General features: G+C 70.1%; 13 protein-coding genes. 6 read left to right on the plus strand and 7 right to left on the minus strand.

Annotation, left to right across the window (positions count from 1 at the left end; translation table 11 throughout):
* Positions 1-56 precede the first annotated feature (56 nt).
* From LzC2_RS09395 to LzC2_RS09405, 3 genes are all read left to right on the plus strand, one after another.
* On the plus strand, positions 57-1,028 hold the full coding sequence (locus LzC2_RS09395; RefSeq protein ID WP_171186192.1) for an EcsC family protein: 972 nt from the start codon (positions 57-59) through the stop codon (positions 1,026-1,028).
* A gap of 335 nt (positions 1,029-1,363) precedes the next feature.
* On the plus strand, positions 1,364-2,311 hold the full coding sequence (locus LzC2_RS09400; RefSeq protein ID WP_171186194.1) for a DUF1573 domain-containing protein: 948 nt from the start codon (positions 1,364-1,366) through the stop codon (positions 2,309-2,311).
* Between the two features lie 126 nt (positions 2,312-2,437).
* Entirely contained in the window at positions 2,438-3,460 is a 1,023-nt protein-coding gene (locus tag LzC2_RS09405; RefSeq protein WP_206678643.1) for an aldose 1-epimerase, read from the plus strand.
* Here LzC2_RS09405 and LzC2_RS09410 read toward each other — a convergent pair.
* Together LzC2_RS09410 and LzC2_RS22820 are read right to left on the minus strand one after the other, a co-directional pair.
* Positions 3,457-4,038, minus strand: coding sequence for a cob(I)yrinic acid a,c-diamide adenosyltransferase (locus LzC2_RS09410; protein ID WP_171186198.1), 582 nt, complete (start codon positions 4,036-4,038; stop codon positions 3,457-3,459). The two genes, LzC2_RS09405 and LzC2_RS09410, sit on opposite strands and share 4 nt — an antisense overlap.
* A 79-nt stretch (positions 4,039-4,117) precedes the next feature.
* Positions 4,118-7,246, minus strand: a complete 3,129-nt coding sequence (locus LzC2_RS22820) for a HEAT repeat domain-containing protein (RefSeq protein ID WP_171186200.1) — start codon at positions 7,244-7,246, stop codon at positions 4,118-4,120.
* A 273-nt stretch (positions 7,247-7,519) separates the two neighbouring features.
* Between LzC2_RS22820 and LzC2_RS09420 the strand changes: the two genes are divergently transcribed.
* Positions 7,520-8,206, plus strand: a complete 687-nt coding sequence (locus tag LzC2_RS09420) for a hypothetical protein (protein WP_171186202.1) — start codon at positions 7,520-7,522, stop codon at positions 8,204-8,206.
* A 66-nt stretch (positions 8,207-8,272) separates the two neighbouring features.
* Here LzC2_RS09420 and LzC2_RS09425 read toward each other — a convergent pair whose 3' ends face one another.
* Positions 8,273-9,181, minus strand: coding sequence for an exonuclease domain-containing protein (locus tag LzC2_RS09425; RefSeq protein ID WP_171186204.1), 909 nt, complete (start codon positions 9,179-9,181; stop codon positions 8,273-8,275).
* A 204-nt stretch (positions 9,182-9,385) separates the two neighbouring features.
* Between LzC2_RS09425 and LzC2_RS09430 the strand changes: the two genes are divergently transcribed.
* Both LzC2_RS09430 and LzC2_RS09435 read left to right on the plus strand, forming a co-directional pair.
* Positions 9,386-10,495, plus strand: coding sequence for an SRPBCC family protein (locus LzC2_RS09430; RefSeq protein WP_171186206.1), 1,110 nt, complete (start codon positions 9,386-9,388; stop codon positions 10,493-10,495).
* Between the two features lie 42 nt (positions 10,496-10,537).
* Positions 10,538-10,906, plus strand: a complete 369-nt coding sequence (locus LzC2_RS09435; protein ID WP_171186208.1) for a hypothetical protein — start codon at positions 10,538-10,540, stop codon at positions 10,904-10,906.
* 13 nt (positions 10,907-10,919) lie between these two features.
* Here LzC2_RS09435 and LzC2_RS09440 read toward each other — a convergent pair whose 3' ends face one another.
* From LzC2_RS09440 to LzC2_RS09455, 4 genes are read right to left on the minus strand one after another with little or no spacing between them, the layout of a single operon-like run.
* The gene (locus tag LzC2_RS09440) at positions 10,920-12,362 is read right to left on the minus strand and encodes an amidase (RefSeq protein WP_171186209.1); all 1,443 of its coding nucleotides are present in this window, start codon (positions 12,360-12,362) and stop codon (positions 10,920-10,922) included.
* A gap of 7 nt (positions 12,363-12,369) precedes the next feature.
* Positions 12,370-12,657, minus strand: a complete 288-nt coding sequence (locus LzC2_RS09445) for a hypothetical protein (protein ID WP_171186210.1) — start codon at positions 12,655-12,657, stop codon at positions 12,370-12,372.
* Positions 12,654-12,983 (minus strand): hypothetical protein, encoded by a 330-nt coding sequence (locus LzC2_RS09450; RefSeq protein ID WP_171186211.1) that lies wholly within the window; start codon positions 12,981-12,983, stop codon positions 12,654-12,656. Before LzC2_RS09450 ends, LzC2_RS09445 begins: the two co-directional genes overlap by 4 nt.
* Positions 12,984-13,039: 56 nt before the next feature.
* The gene (locus tag LzC2_RS09455; RefSeq protein WP_171186212.1) at positions 13,040-14,173 is read right to left on the minus strand and encodes a sialidase family protein; all 1,134 of its coding nucleotides are present in this window, start codon (positions 14,171-14,173) and stop codon (positions 13,040-13,042) included.
* Positions 14,174-14,244 lie beyond the last annotated feature (71 nt).

Below are 14,244 nucleotides of genomic sequence, written 5' to 3' on the forward strand. Positions count from 1 at the left end.
TCGCGACGACTCGGGCGTCCCGGTACGCTGACGGTTCCTTCCCGCGAGCCGCTCCCGTGCCAGACGAGTCCGATCCGCCCACGTCGACGGAATCTGACGACGACGAGTCGGTGTTGTTCGGCGACATCGGCAGTCGGGATGCGGACTCGGAAACGATGCTGGAATCCGATTACGACCCTTCGGCCCTGAAGGCGGCCGCCGCGAACGGGAAGCTCTCCGCGGAGGCGCGGGAAGAACTGGAGGACGCCGTCGAGGTGCTCGAATACCGCGGCATGCTGCGGCAACTCTCGGACGCTCTGGGAGCGCGATTCGAGCGCACCGTCGATTTCCTGCCGGAGATCGCGCAAGGTAAAGTGGAAGAGGTGACGACCGCCTCGTTGAAGGCGGCGTTGAACGTGGCCGTCAAAACGATGGACAAGAAGTCCGAATCCGCCAGCTGGGATCTCAGCCACAAGCTGGCCGGCGCCGCGATCGGCATGGTCGGCGGCGCCTTCGGTCTGCCCTCCGCGCTGATGGAGTTGCCGCTGTCCACCACGGTGATGCTCCGCAGCGTCGCGGATATCGCCCGGGCCAACGGCGAGGACCTGACGAAGCTGGAGACCCGGCTGGAGTGCCTGAATGTCTTCGCCCTGGGCGGCGGCATCCCGGAAGACGGCGACGAAGCCGAGGTCGCGGACGACGGCTACGACAGCGCCTACTTCGCGACCCGAGTGCTGCTGGGCCAAGAGATCGGCGCCGCGACGAAATCGATCGCGGCCCGCGGCCTGAGCGACGACGCCGCCGCCCCGGTGGTGCGGTTCGTCTCGAAAATCGCGGCGCGATACGGCGTGAAGGTCTCGGAGAAAATGGCCGCGATGGCGGTGCCGATCCTCGGCGCCGCGGCGGGGGCGGCGATCAACGTCGCGTTCACCAGCCACTTCCAAAGCGTCGCCCGCGCGCACTTCACCGTGCGTCGACTGGAGCGGGACTACGGCGCCGCGGTGGTGAAGCAGGAATACTTCCGGTTGGCGAAGACGCTGAACGGCTGACCGACGCCCACCGGCTGGCTCGGCGAACGAAGCCGAACGAACTTGAGCGAAACGCTCTCCGCCCGCGCAATCGGCTTGAGCGCCAGCGGCTTCCGGGCCGGTCGGGCAGAGGCGAGCGATCAGCGCGGCTCGCCAGTCGAACCGGTCCGCAAAGTGCACATTGACCGATTTCGGGGGCGGACGGATACTGCGACGAAGGGTTCGCGGCCGAAGACCGCTCACGGGCGTCGTCCCCCGCCCCGCCGCGTGCCCCGCCGGCGACCGGCGTGCCGTAATAGATTTGCGCGGAGGCGTCCGCCGGCGGACAGACCTATCAAAGCCCGATCGGCGGCGCCGTGCCGGTCGCGACCACCCGGGACGACAGCTGGGCGGAAGCCCTGTTCAGCGAGAAAGAGCACGACTTCGGCGTCGTCGCCCGCGGCGCCCTCACCCAACATCCGGTGAAGATTCAGAACACGACGAACCAAACGCTGCATATCAGCAGCATCGGCGCCAGCTGCACCTGCGCCTCCGGCGAAGTCGACACCCAGACGATCGCCCCCGGCGAGACCGCGACCCTCACGCTGGAGATGAACACCCGGCAGTTCTACGGCAAGAAGGACTCCAACGTCATCGTGCGGTTCGACGCGCCGCGGTTCGCCGAGGTCCGCATCCCCGTGCGGATGTACTGCCGCAAGGACGTCGTCTTGACCCCCGGCGAAGTGAACTTTGGAGCGGTCGACAAAGGCGCCGGCGCCGAACGAACCGTGCGAATCGCCTACGCCGGATACGCCGGCTGGCAGATCCGCGGCGTGCAGGGCGGCGGCAAACTGCTGAACGCCAAAGTCGAAGAGGTCGGCCGCACCTCCTCCGGCGCGGATTACGAACTGCGGGTCAAGCTCTCCCCGGACGCCCCCCCGGGACCGATCCGCGAGCGGCTGGTGCTGGTCACCTCCGACGCCAACAACCCCAAGGTGCCGGTGCTGGTCGAGGGCGAGGTCGAGGACGACATCACCGTCCGCGACGTGGACCTCGGCACGCTCGCCAGCGGTCAGGAGAAGCGGTTCAACGTCGTCCTGCGAGGCAAGAAACCCTTTAAAATCACCGCGATGGCCTGCGAGGGCACGGCCGGCGACAACTTCGGCATGAAGCTGCCGGACGCCGAACGCGTCGTGCATGTCGTGCCGATGACCTTCACCGCCCCGGACAAAGGGGGCGCCTACTCGGAGACGTTCACGGTGGACGTCGAGGGCCGCGACGAACCGGTGATCTTCCACGCGAAGGGCCGTGTCCTCGGCGGTTGAGCGCTTCAAAGAGGGTGATTTTCGCGTCCCGGACGCTTCGAGCGTCCGGGATGCTTTGCTGCGCGGAGATCGATCTCGCGACGGGAATCGGATGAGGCGGAACGCGGCCCCGGGTATTCTGCGATGATGACCGACGACGTGCTCACCCTCACCGCGCCCTCCGGCGCGACCGCCCAGATCGCCCTTCAGCGGGGGTTCAATCTGTTCCGGCTGGCCCTGCCCGCGGGAAACGAGACGGTCGAAGCGATCGCCGCGGAGCCGGAGTTCCCCGCCGGCGGCAAGCCCTCCCACAGCGGCATCCCGCTGTTGTTCCCGTTCCCCAATCGCATCCGGGCCGGAGAGTTCGTCACGGAGCAGCAGTCCTCCCACCTCCTGCCGCTGGGCGACGGCCCGGGCGAGGCCCGCGACGACGGCGCCGGCAATGCGATCCACGGTTTCGCCTTCGATCGCCCGTGGACTCTCACCCGGCAAGACGAATCCTCAGCGACCGCTGAATTCCTTATGTCGAAGGACGACCCGGACCGGGCCGCCCTCTGGCCGGGCGACGGGCGCCTGACCGCACGCTACGAGCTGACCGCCGATGGCCTGCGGTGCGATCTGACGGTCGAGAACCTCGGCGACGAACCGATGCCGTTCGGCCTCGGTACGCACCCGTACTTCGCCCTGCCGGTCGGATCGACTTCCGGGGACGGCGCCGCCGCGGACTGCACGGTGACCGTGCCCGCCGCCGCCCGGTATGAACTGATCGGCGGCATCCCCACCGGGGAGATCCTGCCGCTTGAGGATGACTACGACCTCCGCGACGGTCCGCGGTACGGCTCGCTGGAACTGGACGACGTTTACACGCAGGTCGCCGCCACGCCGGACGATCCCGGCATGATCGAATCCGTCATCGCCAACCCCGCCAACGGCCTGCGGATCGTGCAACGCTGCGACGCCGCGTTCCGGGAACAGGTCGTCTTCACCCCGCCCTGGTTCCGTGAAGGCGAGGCCCGTTCGGCGACGAAAGGCGCGATCTGCATCGAGCCGTACACCTGCGCCACGGACGCCGTGAACCTCGAACAGGGCGGCGCCGACGCCGGTTGGCGGACCTTGGAACCGGGCGGACGATTCGAGACTTGGTTCGAGATCGTCGTGACCGCGGGCTAACCCTCCCGATTCGCTCCCGGAACCCAAAGCACGTCGCCGGCGCCGTTTTCGTTGGCGGTGCGACTCAGGCAGAACAGCAGATCGCTGAGCCGGTTGAGGTACACGGTCGCGTGCGGGTTCACCGGGGCGGACGCGTGCAACGCCCACACGGCCCGCTCCGCCCGACGACAGACGGTGCGGGCGAGGTGCAGGCGGGCCGCCAGTTCGGTTCCCCCCGGCAAGACGAAGCTGGACAGCGCCGGCTGCGGAGCCGCGGCGGTCGTCGCGACGGCGGTCAGTCGCTCCGCCTGGCCCGCGGTGATGCGCAGCGGGGGCCGTTCCGCATCGACTTCCCCTTCTTTCAAAGGCACGGCGAGATCCGCCCCCAGATCGAACAGATCCTGCTGCACCGCGGCCAGCGGCGCGTCGATGGCTCCTCCTGACTCCGCAGCACAGCGGGCGAGGCCGACGGCGGCGTTCAGTTCGTCGACGTCGCCCATCGCCGCCAATCGCACGTCCGTCTTCGGCACGCGCGAGCCGTCCGCGAGGGAGGTCTCCCCCCGGTCTCCGCCGCCGGTGACGACCTGATCAATCCGCATCCGGGCGAACTCACGAAAGAGAAAGGCGAGCCGGGGGGTTCATCCCCCCGGACCAAGGACGAGCGCAACGCCGGCTCCCCTACTCCGGAACGACCTCGGAGTCGTCCTCGTCCGCATCCTGCGCGGGGGGCAGCGTGCCGGCGATGATCTTCTCGAAGACCGGGTCGCCGTGCAGCGTATCGAGGTCCGGGTCGGTCGAGGCGTGATGACGGTGACGGTCGCCGTCGAGTCCTAGGCGATAGGACCGCACCAGATGTTCGCGGGCCTTGTCGCGGTACGTCTCGAACCGCTCGACGGATTCCGCGTCCTTCTTGTCCGCCAGCGACTTGGCCGCGACGCCGTACACGCAGGCCATGTTGTAGGCGAACAGCGCATCGTCCGGGTACTTCTTCAAACCGGCTTCGCCCCGGGCCAGGCCGGCGTCCACGTCCCCGCCCAGTTCAATCTCCAGAATCGCCAGGCCGGTCATGGCGAGGTTGTCGTACGGATCGAGTTCGAGGGCACGGCGGTAGTCGTCCCGGGCGCCTTCCAGCTCGCCGGCCTGTCCGCGACTGAAGGCCCGCTGGCTCCAGCCGGCGGCGAGCGTCGGATCGAGCCGCACGGCGATGTCGAGGTACCGCAAACTCGCCCTGTGCGGTTCGGCGCCGCCGTCCGGCAGGTCGTCGCCGTCGGAATCGGCCGCCGCGGTGAGCATCCCGCGGATGAAGAACGCCTTGCCGGGGCCGTACTGCGTGAGTTCGCTCATCGCCGCGTCGGCCGCGGCGCGACGAACGGGATTCTCGTCCCACCGCCCCTCCAGCACGGCCCCCCGCGTCGCCGGGGTGGCCCGGGCGATCAGCGCCGTCGCCAGTCGCCCGGCGGCGTCCGCCTGTTCGGAGGCCTGGAAGGCGTCGATCACCAGTTGGTCCCAGACGTCCGGGTCCACGCCGGCCGTCTCGAGGGCGGCGCTGGCGGTCGCTTCGAACATCTGGTCGCCGCTCTTCAACGCCTCGCCGGCCAATTCGGGGAGGCGGTCCGGGGCGAGGTCGGCGACCGCGGACAGGATCGCCATGCGGGCCTGACGATCCGCCGGCTCCCACGCATCCGCCAACCGTCCGCCGACCGTCTCCGCGGATCCGGGCTCGCCCGCCGCCGGGGCGATCGCGGCCAGCAGCTTGATCGTCTCGGCTCTCGAATCGTCCGGGGCGTTCTCGAACAAGGTCCACAGCGGCTCGGCGGCGCCGGGGGGGCGATTCTGGAGCAGGTACTCCGTGATCCGCCCGTCGAGGGTTCGGCCCTCCTCCGCGGCGGTTCGCAGGGCGGCGAGGGCGTACCGCTCCGCCATCGCCCGCGAAGCCGGGTCGGAGCGTTGACCGAGCGCCTCGAACGCCGCGCGGGCCGCGACCTCGTCCTCCCCGGCGATCGCCTCCGCGAGCAGGCGATCCGCCGCGGAGGAACGCCCCGCGACGACCGCCCGCAACGCCGCGACGCGGACCGCCGGATCGCCCGAAGCGTCCCCGGCCAGCTTCACCAAGAGGTCTTCCCACGCGGGGTCGCTGTGATCGGCCAGCACGCCGAACACCTCCGCCGGCACGCCCGGGGCGCCGTCGGTCAACGTGGCGGCCAACGCCGTTTGCGCCTTGGGAAAGCGGGAGACGGCGAGGCTCTCCGCGGCATCGGCCGCAAGTTTCGGATCCTCGGCGTTCGTCACCAATGCGGCGAGGGCCGACCGGGCGTCTTCGCGGTCGAACGCTCCCAACGCGGCCGCGGCGGCGCTCCGCACGGGCGCCGAGGAGCTTTGCGTGTATTCGATCAGCAGCGGCACGCGGGACTCCGCGAGGTTCGGCCCGGCATGCCGCAGCGCCGCGGGCAGGACGAGCGGCTCCGCGGAGCGAATCAGGGCTTCCGCATCCTCCGCGTCGAGCGTTCGCAACGCGGACTCCAACACCTCGGAGACGGCGCTCGTGGCGTCGTCGTGGAAGTTGCCGAAGTCCGCCGCCGGTCCCTGGGAGCCGTTCGCCATCCCGCCGGCCAGCAAGGCGGCCCGACGGCTGTTCAGGTCGACGAAGCTCGCCCCCGCCGGCGCCGGTCCGTCGTCGGCTTCCCGATCCTGCGGATCGAGCAGGCCCGGGGCGCGGGCGAACTCCGTGAATCCCGCCTGCATCGGCGGCGATCCGGTGGAGCGGGAGGAGCCGAACTCCGAAAACCGGGACTGCCGCGCCGGGTCGAACCCCGATCGTCCGAGGGCGTCCACGGGAGCCTCTGACAGCGCGGGCACGGTCGGCTGCCAGGCGCCCTCCCCTTCAGCCGCTTCGTTCTCGCCGTCCTCCCCCTCACCGGTCGCGTCGTCACGGACGACGTTTTCCCATAACAACACGCCCCGACGGACGCCGTCGTCCGCCAGCGAACGCAACGCGGACAGCGCCGCGAAACGGCCGAGATAGGTCAATTCGCCCCGCACCCGCACCACGGCGAGCGCCTGCTGCGGGCCGGTTCGTTCGATCGCCAGATCGGCCAGTCCGCGGTGGTACGCCGCGACGTCCAGCGTCACGGTCTTCGCTTCGCCCCCCTCAACTTCGTCGTCCGACACGCCGTCCTCGTTCGGCGGATCGAGCGTCCCGCCGACGACGTACGGAACCGTCAACGTCAGCGACGCCGGCAGGTGATTGGGACTGCCCGGGAGGTTGACGAACGCCGCGGGGAACTCGGCGACGGAGCCGGGATCGACGGTGCGGTAGGACTCCCAATCGGCGGCCTCGCCGCGGATGTCGTTGGAGGAGTAGCCCCGCAGATCGTCCGGCAGGACATTCGGGAGGAGGACCTGTCCGTTCGCGGTCAGTGTCGTGCCGGGGCCGAGGTGAACGGGGACGAGGCCCGTATTGAGCGCCCGCACGACGCCGGACAGAGTGCGAACCGTGCCGGTATTGTTGCGGGCGCCGGGCAGGCTGGCTCGTTCGAAGGCGACCAGTAACGGCCCCGGTTGCGGCAGCGGGTCGGCGACGCCCTCCGCGGTCAGAACCACGCGAGCCGCCTCGAGCCGTGCCGTCATCGGGTCCGGCTGGTCGACCTTCTCCGCGGACCCCGGCGGGAAAGGACTGGGCGCAACCGCGCTGGGCGGCGCCGGCTCTTCGAAGGGATCGTCGAACAGATCGTCCTGCCCGACCGCGTTTCCCGGAGCGAACAGCAGCGCCGAGGAGGCGAGCGCTGCGAGGAGACGGGCGGCGGTCACGTTGTTCACGGAGAGACTCGCGGGGCCGGTACGGGACGGTTCTGCCTGAAGCGACGGCCATGATGGGCCGGCGCCGGCGGGGGGGAAAGGGTCGGACCGGCGGGGAGCGTCGATCCGCGACGCCTCGGAACCGGCGCAGGGCGGGCTGCAAACCGCCGTTCGCGCCCCGCGGGCGAGGGACTACGCTGCCGGTTCGGCGCACGAGGCGCCGCGCATGCACCTCCCTCGCGGCTCGTCCGCGTCGTCCCGCTTCTCCCACGGATGGGTTCCCCGATGCCGGCCGCCCCGGTTCTGATCGTCCTGTCGCTCTGCTCCGCGGATCCCAACGCGGGCACGACAACCGGCCCCGATCCCGTCGCCATGATTTTGGGCCGTTGGGAGGCCGCCGCGGCCCATCGAGTTCCAATCAGCGACGCAGATCGCGCCGCAACTCGGCTTGCCCATCCGAATGCCTCTGAGGAACTGCTGGCTTTGATGGCGACGCTGCGCGGCCCGATCAGCGCCGAATCGCTGGCCCGTGAGTACGAATGGCGGGTCCACGGCCTGAACGGCAGCCATCCGACGCTCTCCGGCGTCCCCCGCGATCCGATCGCTCGGGCGTTCACGCCGCGGCTGTCGGTCGCCATGCGAGAGAACTTCCTCCCGGTGCGTATGTGGGCCGAGGACGCCCCCGCGGACGATCCGCCCTATGGGAAATACGTTCGGGGTGAGATGATTTCCCTCGACGCTTTCGCGTTCGGGACGCCGCGGTTCGAACAGGTCACGCCGGTCATCCGCGCCCAGAACCTCGATGCCGACGCGGAGTCCGCCCGTCGTCCCCCGATTCGCACCGCCCTGTTCACCCAACCGGCCGGCGACGTGCCGACTTGGACGCTGCAACGCCGGATCAAGAAAACCGCCGTGCCGCGTCTCGTGAACGACCGCCAGAACCGCCAGCCGCTGACGGCGCCGCGGCCGTAGCGGATCGGTCCACGGAGACCTCTGCGGGTGCGAACGTCGCTTGCGGGGCGCCCCTTCGACGGACCTTTATGAACCCGCGTCGACTTCGCGAATACGATCGACGCGGTACTGCTTCTCTTTGTCGTCGGAGTGGCACCAGGCGAACAGGTACAGCTCCCCGCCCCGGCGTTGCAGCCGGCGGGGGGTAACGGAGCGGGCCGCGACGCCCTTCGTGCCGCCGTCGTACACGATACGAACCGGGGCCCGGTTCGCGATCGCCAGATTGAGCGCCGCCTGATCGCCGGAGGGCGGTTCGTACCGCCGTCGCCGCCGCGGCCAGCCGCCGCTGGAGGATCGAGCCGGCGACGCGATCTCCGCCCGCATCGGTCCGCAGCCGCACAGGGCGTCGAGTTGCCCGACCGTCGTCACGGCAGGCGGTCGATGCACGAGGTTCAGGAAGACCGCCATCAACGCCCGGGCGTCGGACAACGCCCGGTGGGCGCGATCGTTCGTCACGCCGAAGCGGGCGGCGCAGTTCTTGAGCGAATGGCTCCGCTCGGTCGGCATCCGTCGGCGGGACAGCCGGACGGTGTCGAACACGGGCGAGGGCGGCGCCGATAGCCCGGCCCGCGCCAGCCCGGCCCCGACGAAGCCCATGTCGAAGCGGGCGTTGTGGGCCATCAGGATCGGCGGGGCGGCGCTCGCTGCGATCCAATCGAGGAACCGCGGGGCGACCTCCGCCATCGGGGCGGCGCCGGCGACCGCGGCGTCGGTGATGCCGTGAATGCGGATCACGTTCGCCGGGATCGGCCGCTCGGGGTTCACCAGTTCTTCGAAGACGTCCAGTTCCCGCCCGGCGAGGTCGAATCGCACGGCGCCGATCTCCACCGTCCGATCGGCGGCGGCCGTGCAGCCGGTCGTTTCGAGATCGAACGCCACGAAGCTGACGTCCGCCAGCGTCGCGGCCGGGTCGGGGACGGCGGTCGGTACGGTCATCCGGTCCGGTTCCTCAGGTAGCGCGTCCCCGCTTCGCCGCGGAGGAAGGTGGACTATTGTCACGTCCCGTTCGAGGCTGACAACGGCAGCCCCCCGGGCGATCCCCGAGGAGCAGCGGGACATTCTCCCGACCTCCCGCCTCGCGCCGCGGGGTAGAGTTTTCTCGGCTCGTTCACCGCCCCCGATCCTGACGACACGCCCCCGATGTTTGAGACGACCCGCGGCCTGCTGAAGGGACTCGCGCTGGGCGCCGGGGCGATGTACCTGTTCGACCCGCAATACGGATCGACCCGGCGCAGCAAGATCAAAGACCAGTTCGTTCGCGCCGGCTCCGACTACGGCACGCTGTGGGAGAAGGGATCGAAGGATCTCGCGAACCGCCTCAAGGGGCAGGCGTTTGAAGCGAAGGGCTTGCTGACCGGCGAAGTCGCGGACGACGCCACCGTCGAGAACCGCGTCCGCAGCGCGGCGGGGCATGTGCTGACGGACGCCGGCGGGCTGCGCGTCGAAGCCCGCGACGGCGTCGTCACGCTGGGCGGGACGGTCCGTCCGGGGGAGCCGGATCTGCTGGTGCCCGCCGTGGAGAAGGTCCGGGGCGTCCGCAGCGTCGAAGCCCTCCTCAGCACGGCGGGAGAGCCGATTCCGCACCGCCCGCAAACGGGACTCGCCGCGAACCTGCCGACGGGGGAACTCACGCACGGCGCCCGCCTGGGCCTGGCGACCGCCGGCGTGGGGCTGCTGGCCCGGGCCGTGCTGCGTCGCGGGCCGTTGATGGTGCCGCTGGGCGCCGCGGGGCTGGCGCTCTTTCAGAAGGGCCGCCGCGGCGGACGGGTCGAGGATCTGTTGGGGCTGGCCGAGGCGCCGAAGCCGGTGCGTCTCGCGAAGACGATCCACATCGACGCCCCCCGCGATCAGGTGTTTCAGTTCCTGCTGGACGCCGAAAGCAGCCGTCGCTTCTTCCCCGGACACTGGGAGGTCGAGGATCTGGGCGGCGGTCGCCATCGTTGGGGCACCACCTTCGCCGGGGCGCAACTGCACTGCGAGGAAGTCGTCACGGAGCAGGTGGAGAACGAAAAGGTGCTCTGGCAGAGCACACCGGACAGCTTGGTGCAGTACGAGGGGCAGGCTCGGTTCGAGCCGGAAGGCGACGGCACCCGCGTCAGCGTTCACCTGAGTTGGCAGCCGCCCGGCGGAAGCCTCGGCGAGATCGCCGCCCGGGCGTTCCGCATGGACCCCAAAAGCATGCTCGACGAAGGTTTGAAGCGGTGCAAAACCCATCTTGAAGAGCATGCCGTCCGCCCCGCGCGCACCTGATCCGAAGTCCGTCCCCTTTCTCACGTTCCGATGTTTCAAGTCATGGCGCACGACGCTCCCGCAGGCACCGTCGAATACTACCGCATGCGGCTGACGGTCATGCACGACCGCCTCGCCCGTCAGATCGCTGACGAGCGCGAGCACGCCGAGGACTCCCTCAAGGGTTCCACGGGCGACGGCATTCTGCACACGCACAATGCGGACATGGACACCGAGGGGCTCGACGCCGCCGTCGGCACGGCCCGCGGGCTGCACAAGGAACTGGACGAGGTCGACGGCGCCCTGAGCGAACTGACCGACCGCCCCGGCGACGCCAAGGTCGAAGAGCGGGAGAAAGCCCGTTTCGACATGGTGCTCTCCACGCAGGACTTCGCCGAAGAGATGGACCGGAAGTTCGGCGCCAAGAAGTGACGCCGGTCGGGGCTCACGCCCACCGCTCCGGTCGCCGCGTGTGCCAGTCGGTCGCCCGCTGATAGGCGCGCCCGACGGCCAACAGGCGGTTCTCGTCGAACGCTCGGCCGACGAGGTTCAGCCCGGTCGGCAAACCGTCGGGGTCGAAGCCGTTCGGCAGGCACAACCCCGGCAGTCCCGCGGCGTTCGCCGGGCCGCCCAGCGTCTCCGCCTGCGTCCCCGGGGCATAGCGATCGAACGGTCGATCCAGCGGCGGGGCGACGGTCGAGCGCGCCGGGGTCACGACCGCGTCGTAGGGGGCGAACAGGGCGTCGAGTTCCCGAGCGAACTTCGCCCGCAGCCGCAGGGCGTTCAGATAGTCGACCGCGGGAATCAGGCGTGCGGCGTACCCGCCGAAGCGATCCTCCGGGGCGGTCAGATCCCACGTCAGACCGGCGGCGAGAAAGTCGTCCGCGGCGGAGGCCAACTCCGCATTGATGATCAGCGTCGCCGCAATGCTGTAGGGATACGGGGGGAGTTCGATCTCCTCCACCGTGCCCAGCGACCGCAGCGTTTTGAGGCTCGCGTCGTAGTTCTCCCGCACGGCGTCCTGCGCCCGATCCGCCGCCCCGGGCAGGATCGCCAGCTTGAACGCCGGAGCGTCGTTCTCGTCCGGCGGATATCGATAGGAGCGATCCGCAACCATCTCGTCCCGCGGGAAGCCCTCACCAGTTCCCCCTGCTTTGCCGTCGCCGCCAGGCGGCGCGCCCCCCGCGATCGCGTGCAACACCAGCCCGGCGTCGTGCGCGGTGCGGGTCAGCGGGCCGAGTTTGTCCATCGTCCAGGACAGCGTCATGCAGCCGGTACGGTCGACGCGGCCGAACGTCGGCCGCAACCCGCATACGCCGTTGTTGTTGGCGGGCGAATGCAGGCTGCCCCACGTCTCGCTGCCGAGGGCGAACGGCAGCAGACCGGCGCCCACCGCGCTGCCGGAGCCGCTCGAACTGCCGCCGCTCCAGCGTGTGTCGTCCCACGCGCAGACGCCGGGACCGGTGAACGAGGCGTCCGCCTGCTGATACCCGAACCCGCCGGCCCACTCCGTCATCGCCAGTTTCGCGCACAGCACGGCCCCGGCCGCGGTCAGCTTCGCGACGACGGCGCTGTCGTGATCGAACCGCTGATCCCGCAGCGGCGACGCCCCCCAGGTCGTCGGATAACCGCGAGCCGCGAGCAGATCCTTCACCCCGTACGGAATGCCGTGCAACGGTCCGCGATCGACGCCGTTCGCCAAATCCGCGTCGGCCCGCTTCGCCTCCCGCAACGCCCGATCGCGGGTGAGGGTGACGACGGCGTTCAGCGCCGGGCCGTGGCGTTCGAGGCGATCGAGGCAAAACTCCGCCAATTCGACCGATGAGTAATCCCCCCGCCGCAACGCCGCGGCGTGGGTGGGCAGGTCGGCGAAGGGGTCGATCGGCATTGGGGGCTCACGCCGTCAGCAGCAGGCAGGCGGCGAGCAGAAACCCGCTCATCCACCGCGGCAGCCCCCGGCAGAGGACGAGGCCCAATGCCGCGCACCCCATGCCCGCCCACCACAACATCGTCGCCGACCGCTGAAGTTCCGGATCATTCTCCAGCCCGAATCGCAGCGCCAGGGCCGCCGCGATCAGCAATCCGCCGATCACCGGCGGCCAGGAGCGCGAGGGACGATGTTCCCGCCGCACCTCCCGCGCAGCGAAGTCGGCCGGCGATTCGCCTCGGCGAGGACGGCTCACGGCGTTTCCCCGTCTGTCGCCCGATACGCCGTCCACAACGGCCCCGGGCCGTCGAAGTGCGTCAGGCCAGCGGAGGCCAGCACGCGGCCGTAGTAGAGATTCGTCGCGATGTCCCGGGCGATCTCGTCCCGCTTCGCCTCGACCCGCGACTCCGGGAACTGACTGAGCAGCACCTCGTACAGCAGCGCCGCCTGCGTTCCCAACCCCCGCGGGACGGGCGGTTTGGGGGCCGTCAGCGGTTCGCGGGCTGTGCCCGGCAGCGTGGAAGCGGTCGCCCCCGCGGCCACCAAGGCGGCGAAGTCTCGGCGGGAGAGCGAGTCGGCCATCGCCCCACTCTAACGTCGGCGAGCCGGGGGGTTCATCCCCCCGGCTCGCCCGGGAATCACTTCGCCAAGGCGTCTAACTCTTCCAACCGCAATCGCACGGACAGAATGTACGGCTTCTCGCCTTCGTCCCAGTGGCCGTAGGTCACGGCGAGAATCGTGCCGTCCGGCAGGATCTCGACGCCGGGGTAGGCGCAGTCCCAGGCGTGGGTGTTGTCCTTCAACCGCACCCGATACTGACCGGGGCGACCGCCGACGATGTCGTCCCATGTGCCGACCCACGCGACCCAGTCGCCCTGCGTGGGGCTGTCCGCGGCGGTGTCGCGGAAGGAGATGAACAACCGGCCGTCCGGCCCATAAACGGCCTGATGGCGGTCGCCGGTGAGCGATTCGGTCATCTCCCGGGGCGGCGCCCAGTGTTCGCCGCCGTCGGTGGTGAAGATGACGTGCGAGTTCTTCCGCCGACGATTCTCCCGCAGCAGCGCCGCCAGCGTCCCGCCGTCCGGGCTGCGGACGAAGCCCGGTTCGCACAGATGGACGTCCGAGCCGGACCACAGCGTGCGCGGATCCGACCAGGTCAGCCCGCCGTCGTTCGAGCGGGTCTGCAGCAGCTTGAACGTGTCCGTCCGGCTGCCGCCGGGCTCCAGAAACCGGCCGTCATCGTGAAACAGGGCGATGTAGCGACCCGGGCCGACTTCCGCGACGTCGCCCATCACGACGATGCCGCCCCAGCGATTCTCCGGCGGGCCGGCTTCCTTCAAGGGGGTCCAGTTCGCTCCGCCGTCCTCGCTGACGGCCAGCCGAGCCGGGGAGAGGCCGCTCCAGCAGATCAGTCGTTCGCCTTGCGCGTCATGGACGCGGAACAGCGTGGGCGTCTCCTCGCTGGTCGCCCAGTTCTCCGGGACGGGCAGCCGCTCGGACCACGTTTGGCCGCCGTCGTCGCTGCGTTTCAGAATGATCGGCCCGCGACCGTGCCCCTTGGGGTAGGCGGCCAGCACCGTCTCGCCCCCGCCCGGCCGCACCGTGGAGATGTGCCCGAGGTACTGCCCCGCCTCCCGATCGACCACGACGTGCCGGCCCGGATCGTCGTTCAGATCGAGCAGTGGAATCCCGCCCCACTGAGCGGGCAGTTCGGCCGACGGGTCGGCGGCGCCGGCGAGGGACAGCAGGGCGATCAGCGGGAGTGCGTTCATGGCGCCAACGTACCGGGATCGGCCGCCCCGTTGGACCCGGGCCGCATCCCGGCGATACTGCCCCGCCCGCC

The organism is Alienimonas chondri, assembly GCF_013036045.1.
Lineage (GTDB): Bacteria > Planctomycetota > Planctomycetia > Planctomycetales > Planctomycetaceae > Alienimonas > Alienimonas chondri.

Coding starts and splice junctions, on each gene's coding strand:
- LzC2_RS09405 (WP_206678643.1), top strand. CDS start 2,438: ATGACCGACGACGTGCTCACCCTCACCGCGCCCTCCGGCGCGACCGCC.
- LzC2_RS09410 (WP_171186198.1), bottom strand. CDS start 4,038: ATGCGGATTGATCAGGTCGTCACCGGCGGCGGAGACCGGGGGGAGACC.
- LzC2_RS09420 (WP_171186202.1), top strand. CDS start 7,520: ATGCCGGCCGCCCCGGTTCTGATCGTCCTGTCGCTCTGCTCCGCGGAT.
- LzC2_RS09425 (WP_171186204.1), bottom strand. CDS start 9,181: ATGACCGTACCGACCGCCGTCCCCGACCCGGCCGCGACGCTGGCGGAC.
- LzC2_RS09430 (WP_171186206.1), top strand. CDS start 9,386: ATGTTTGAGACGACCCGCGGCCTGCTGAAGGGACTCGCGCTGGGCGCC.
- LzC2_RS09435 (WP_171186208.1), top strand. CDS start 10,538: ATGGCGCACGACGCTCCCGCAGGCACCGTCGAATACTACCGCATGCGG.
- LzC2_RS09440 (WP_171186209.1), bottom strand. CDS start 12,362: ATGCCGATCGACCCCTTCGCCGACCTGCCCACCCACGCCGCGGCGTTG.
- LzC2_RS09450 (WP_171186211.1), bottom strand. CDS start 12,983: ATGGCCGACTCGCTCTCCCGCCGAGACTTCGCCGCCTTGGTGGCCGCG.
- LzC2_RS09455 (WP_171186212.1), bottom strand. CDS start 14,173: ATGAACGCACTCCCGCTGATCGCCCTGCTGTCCCTCGCCGGCGCCGCC.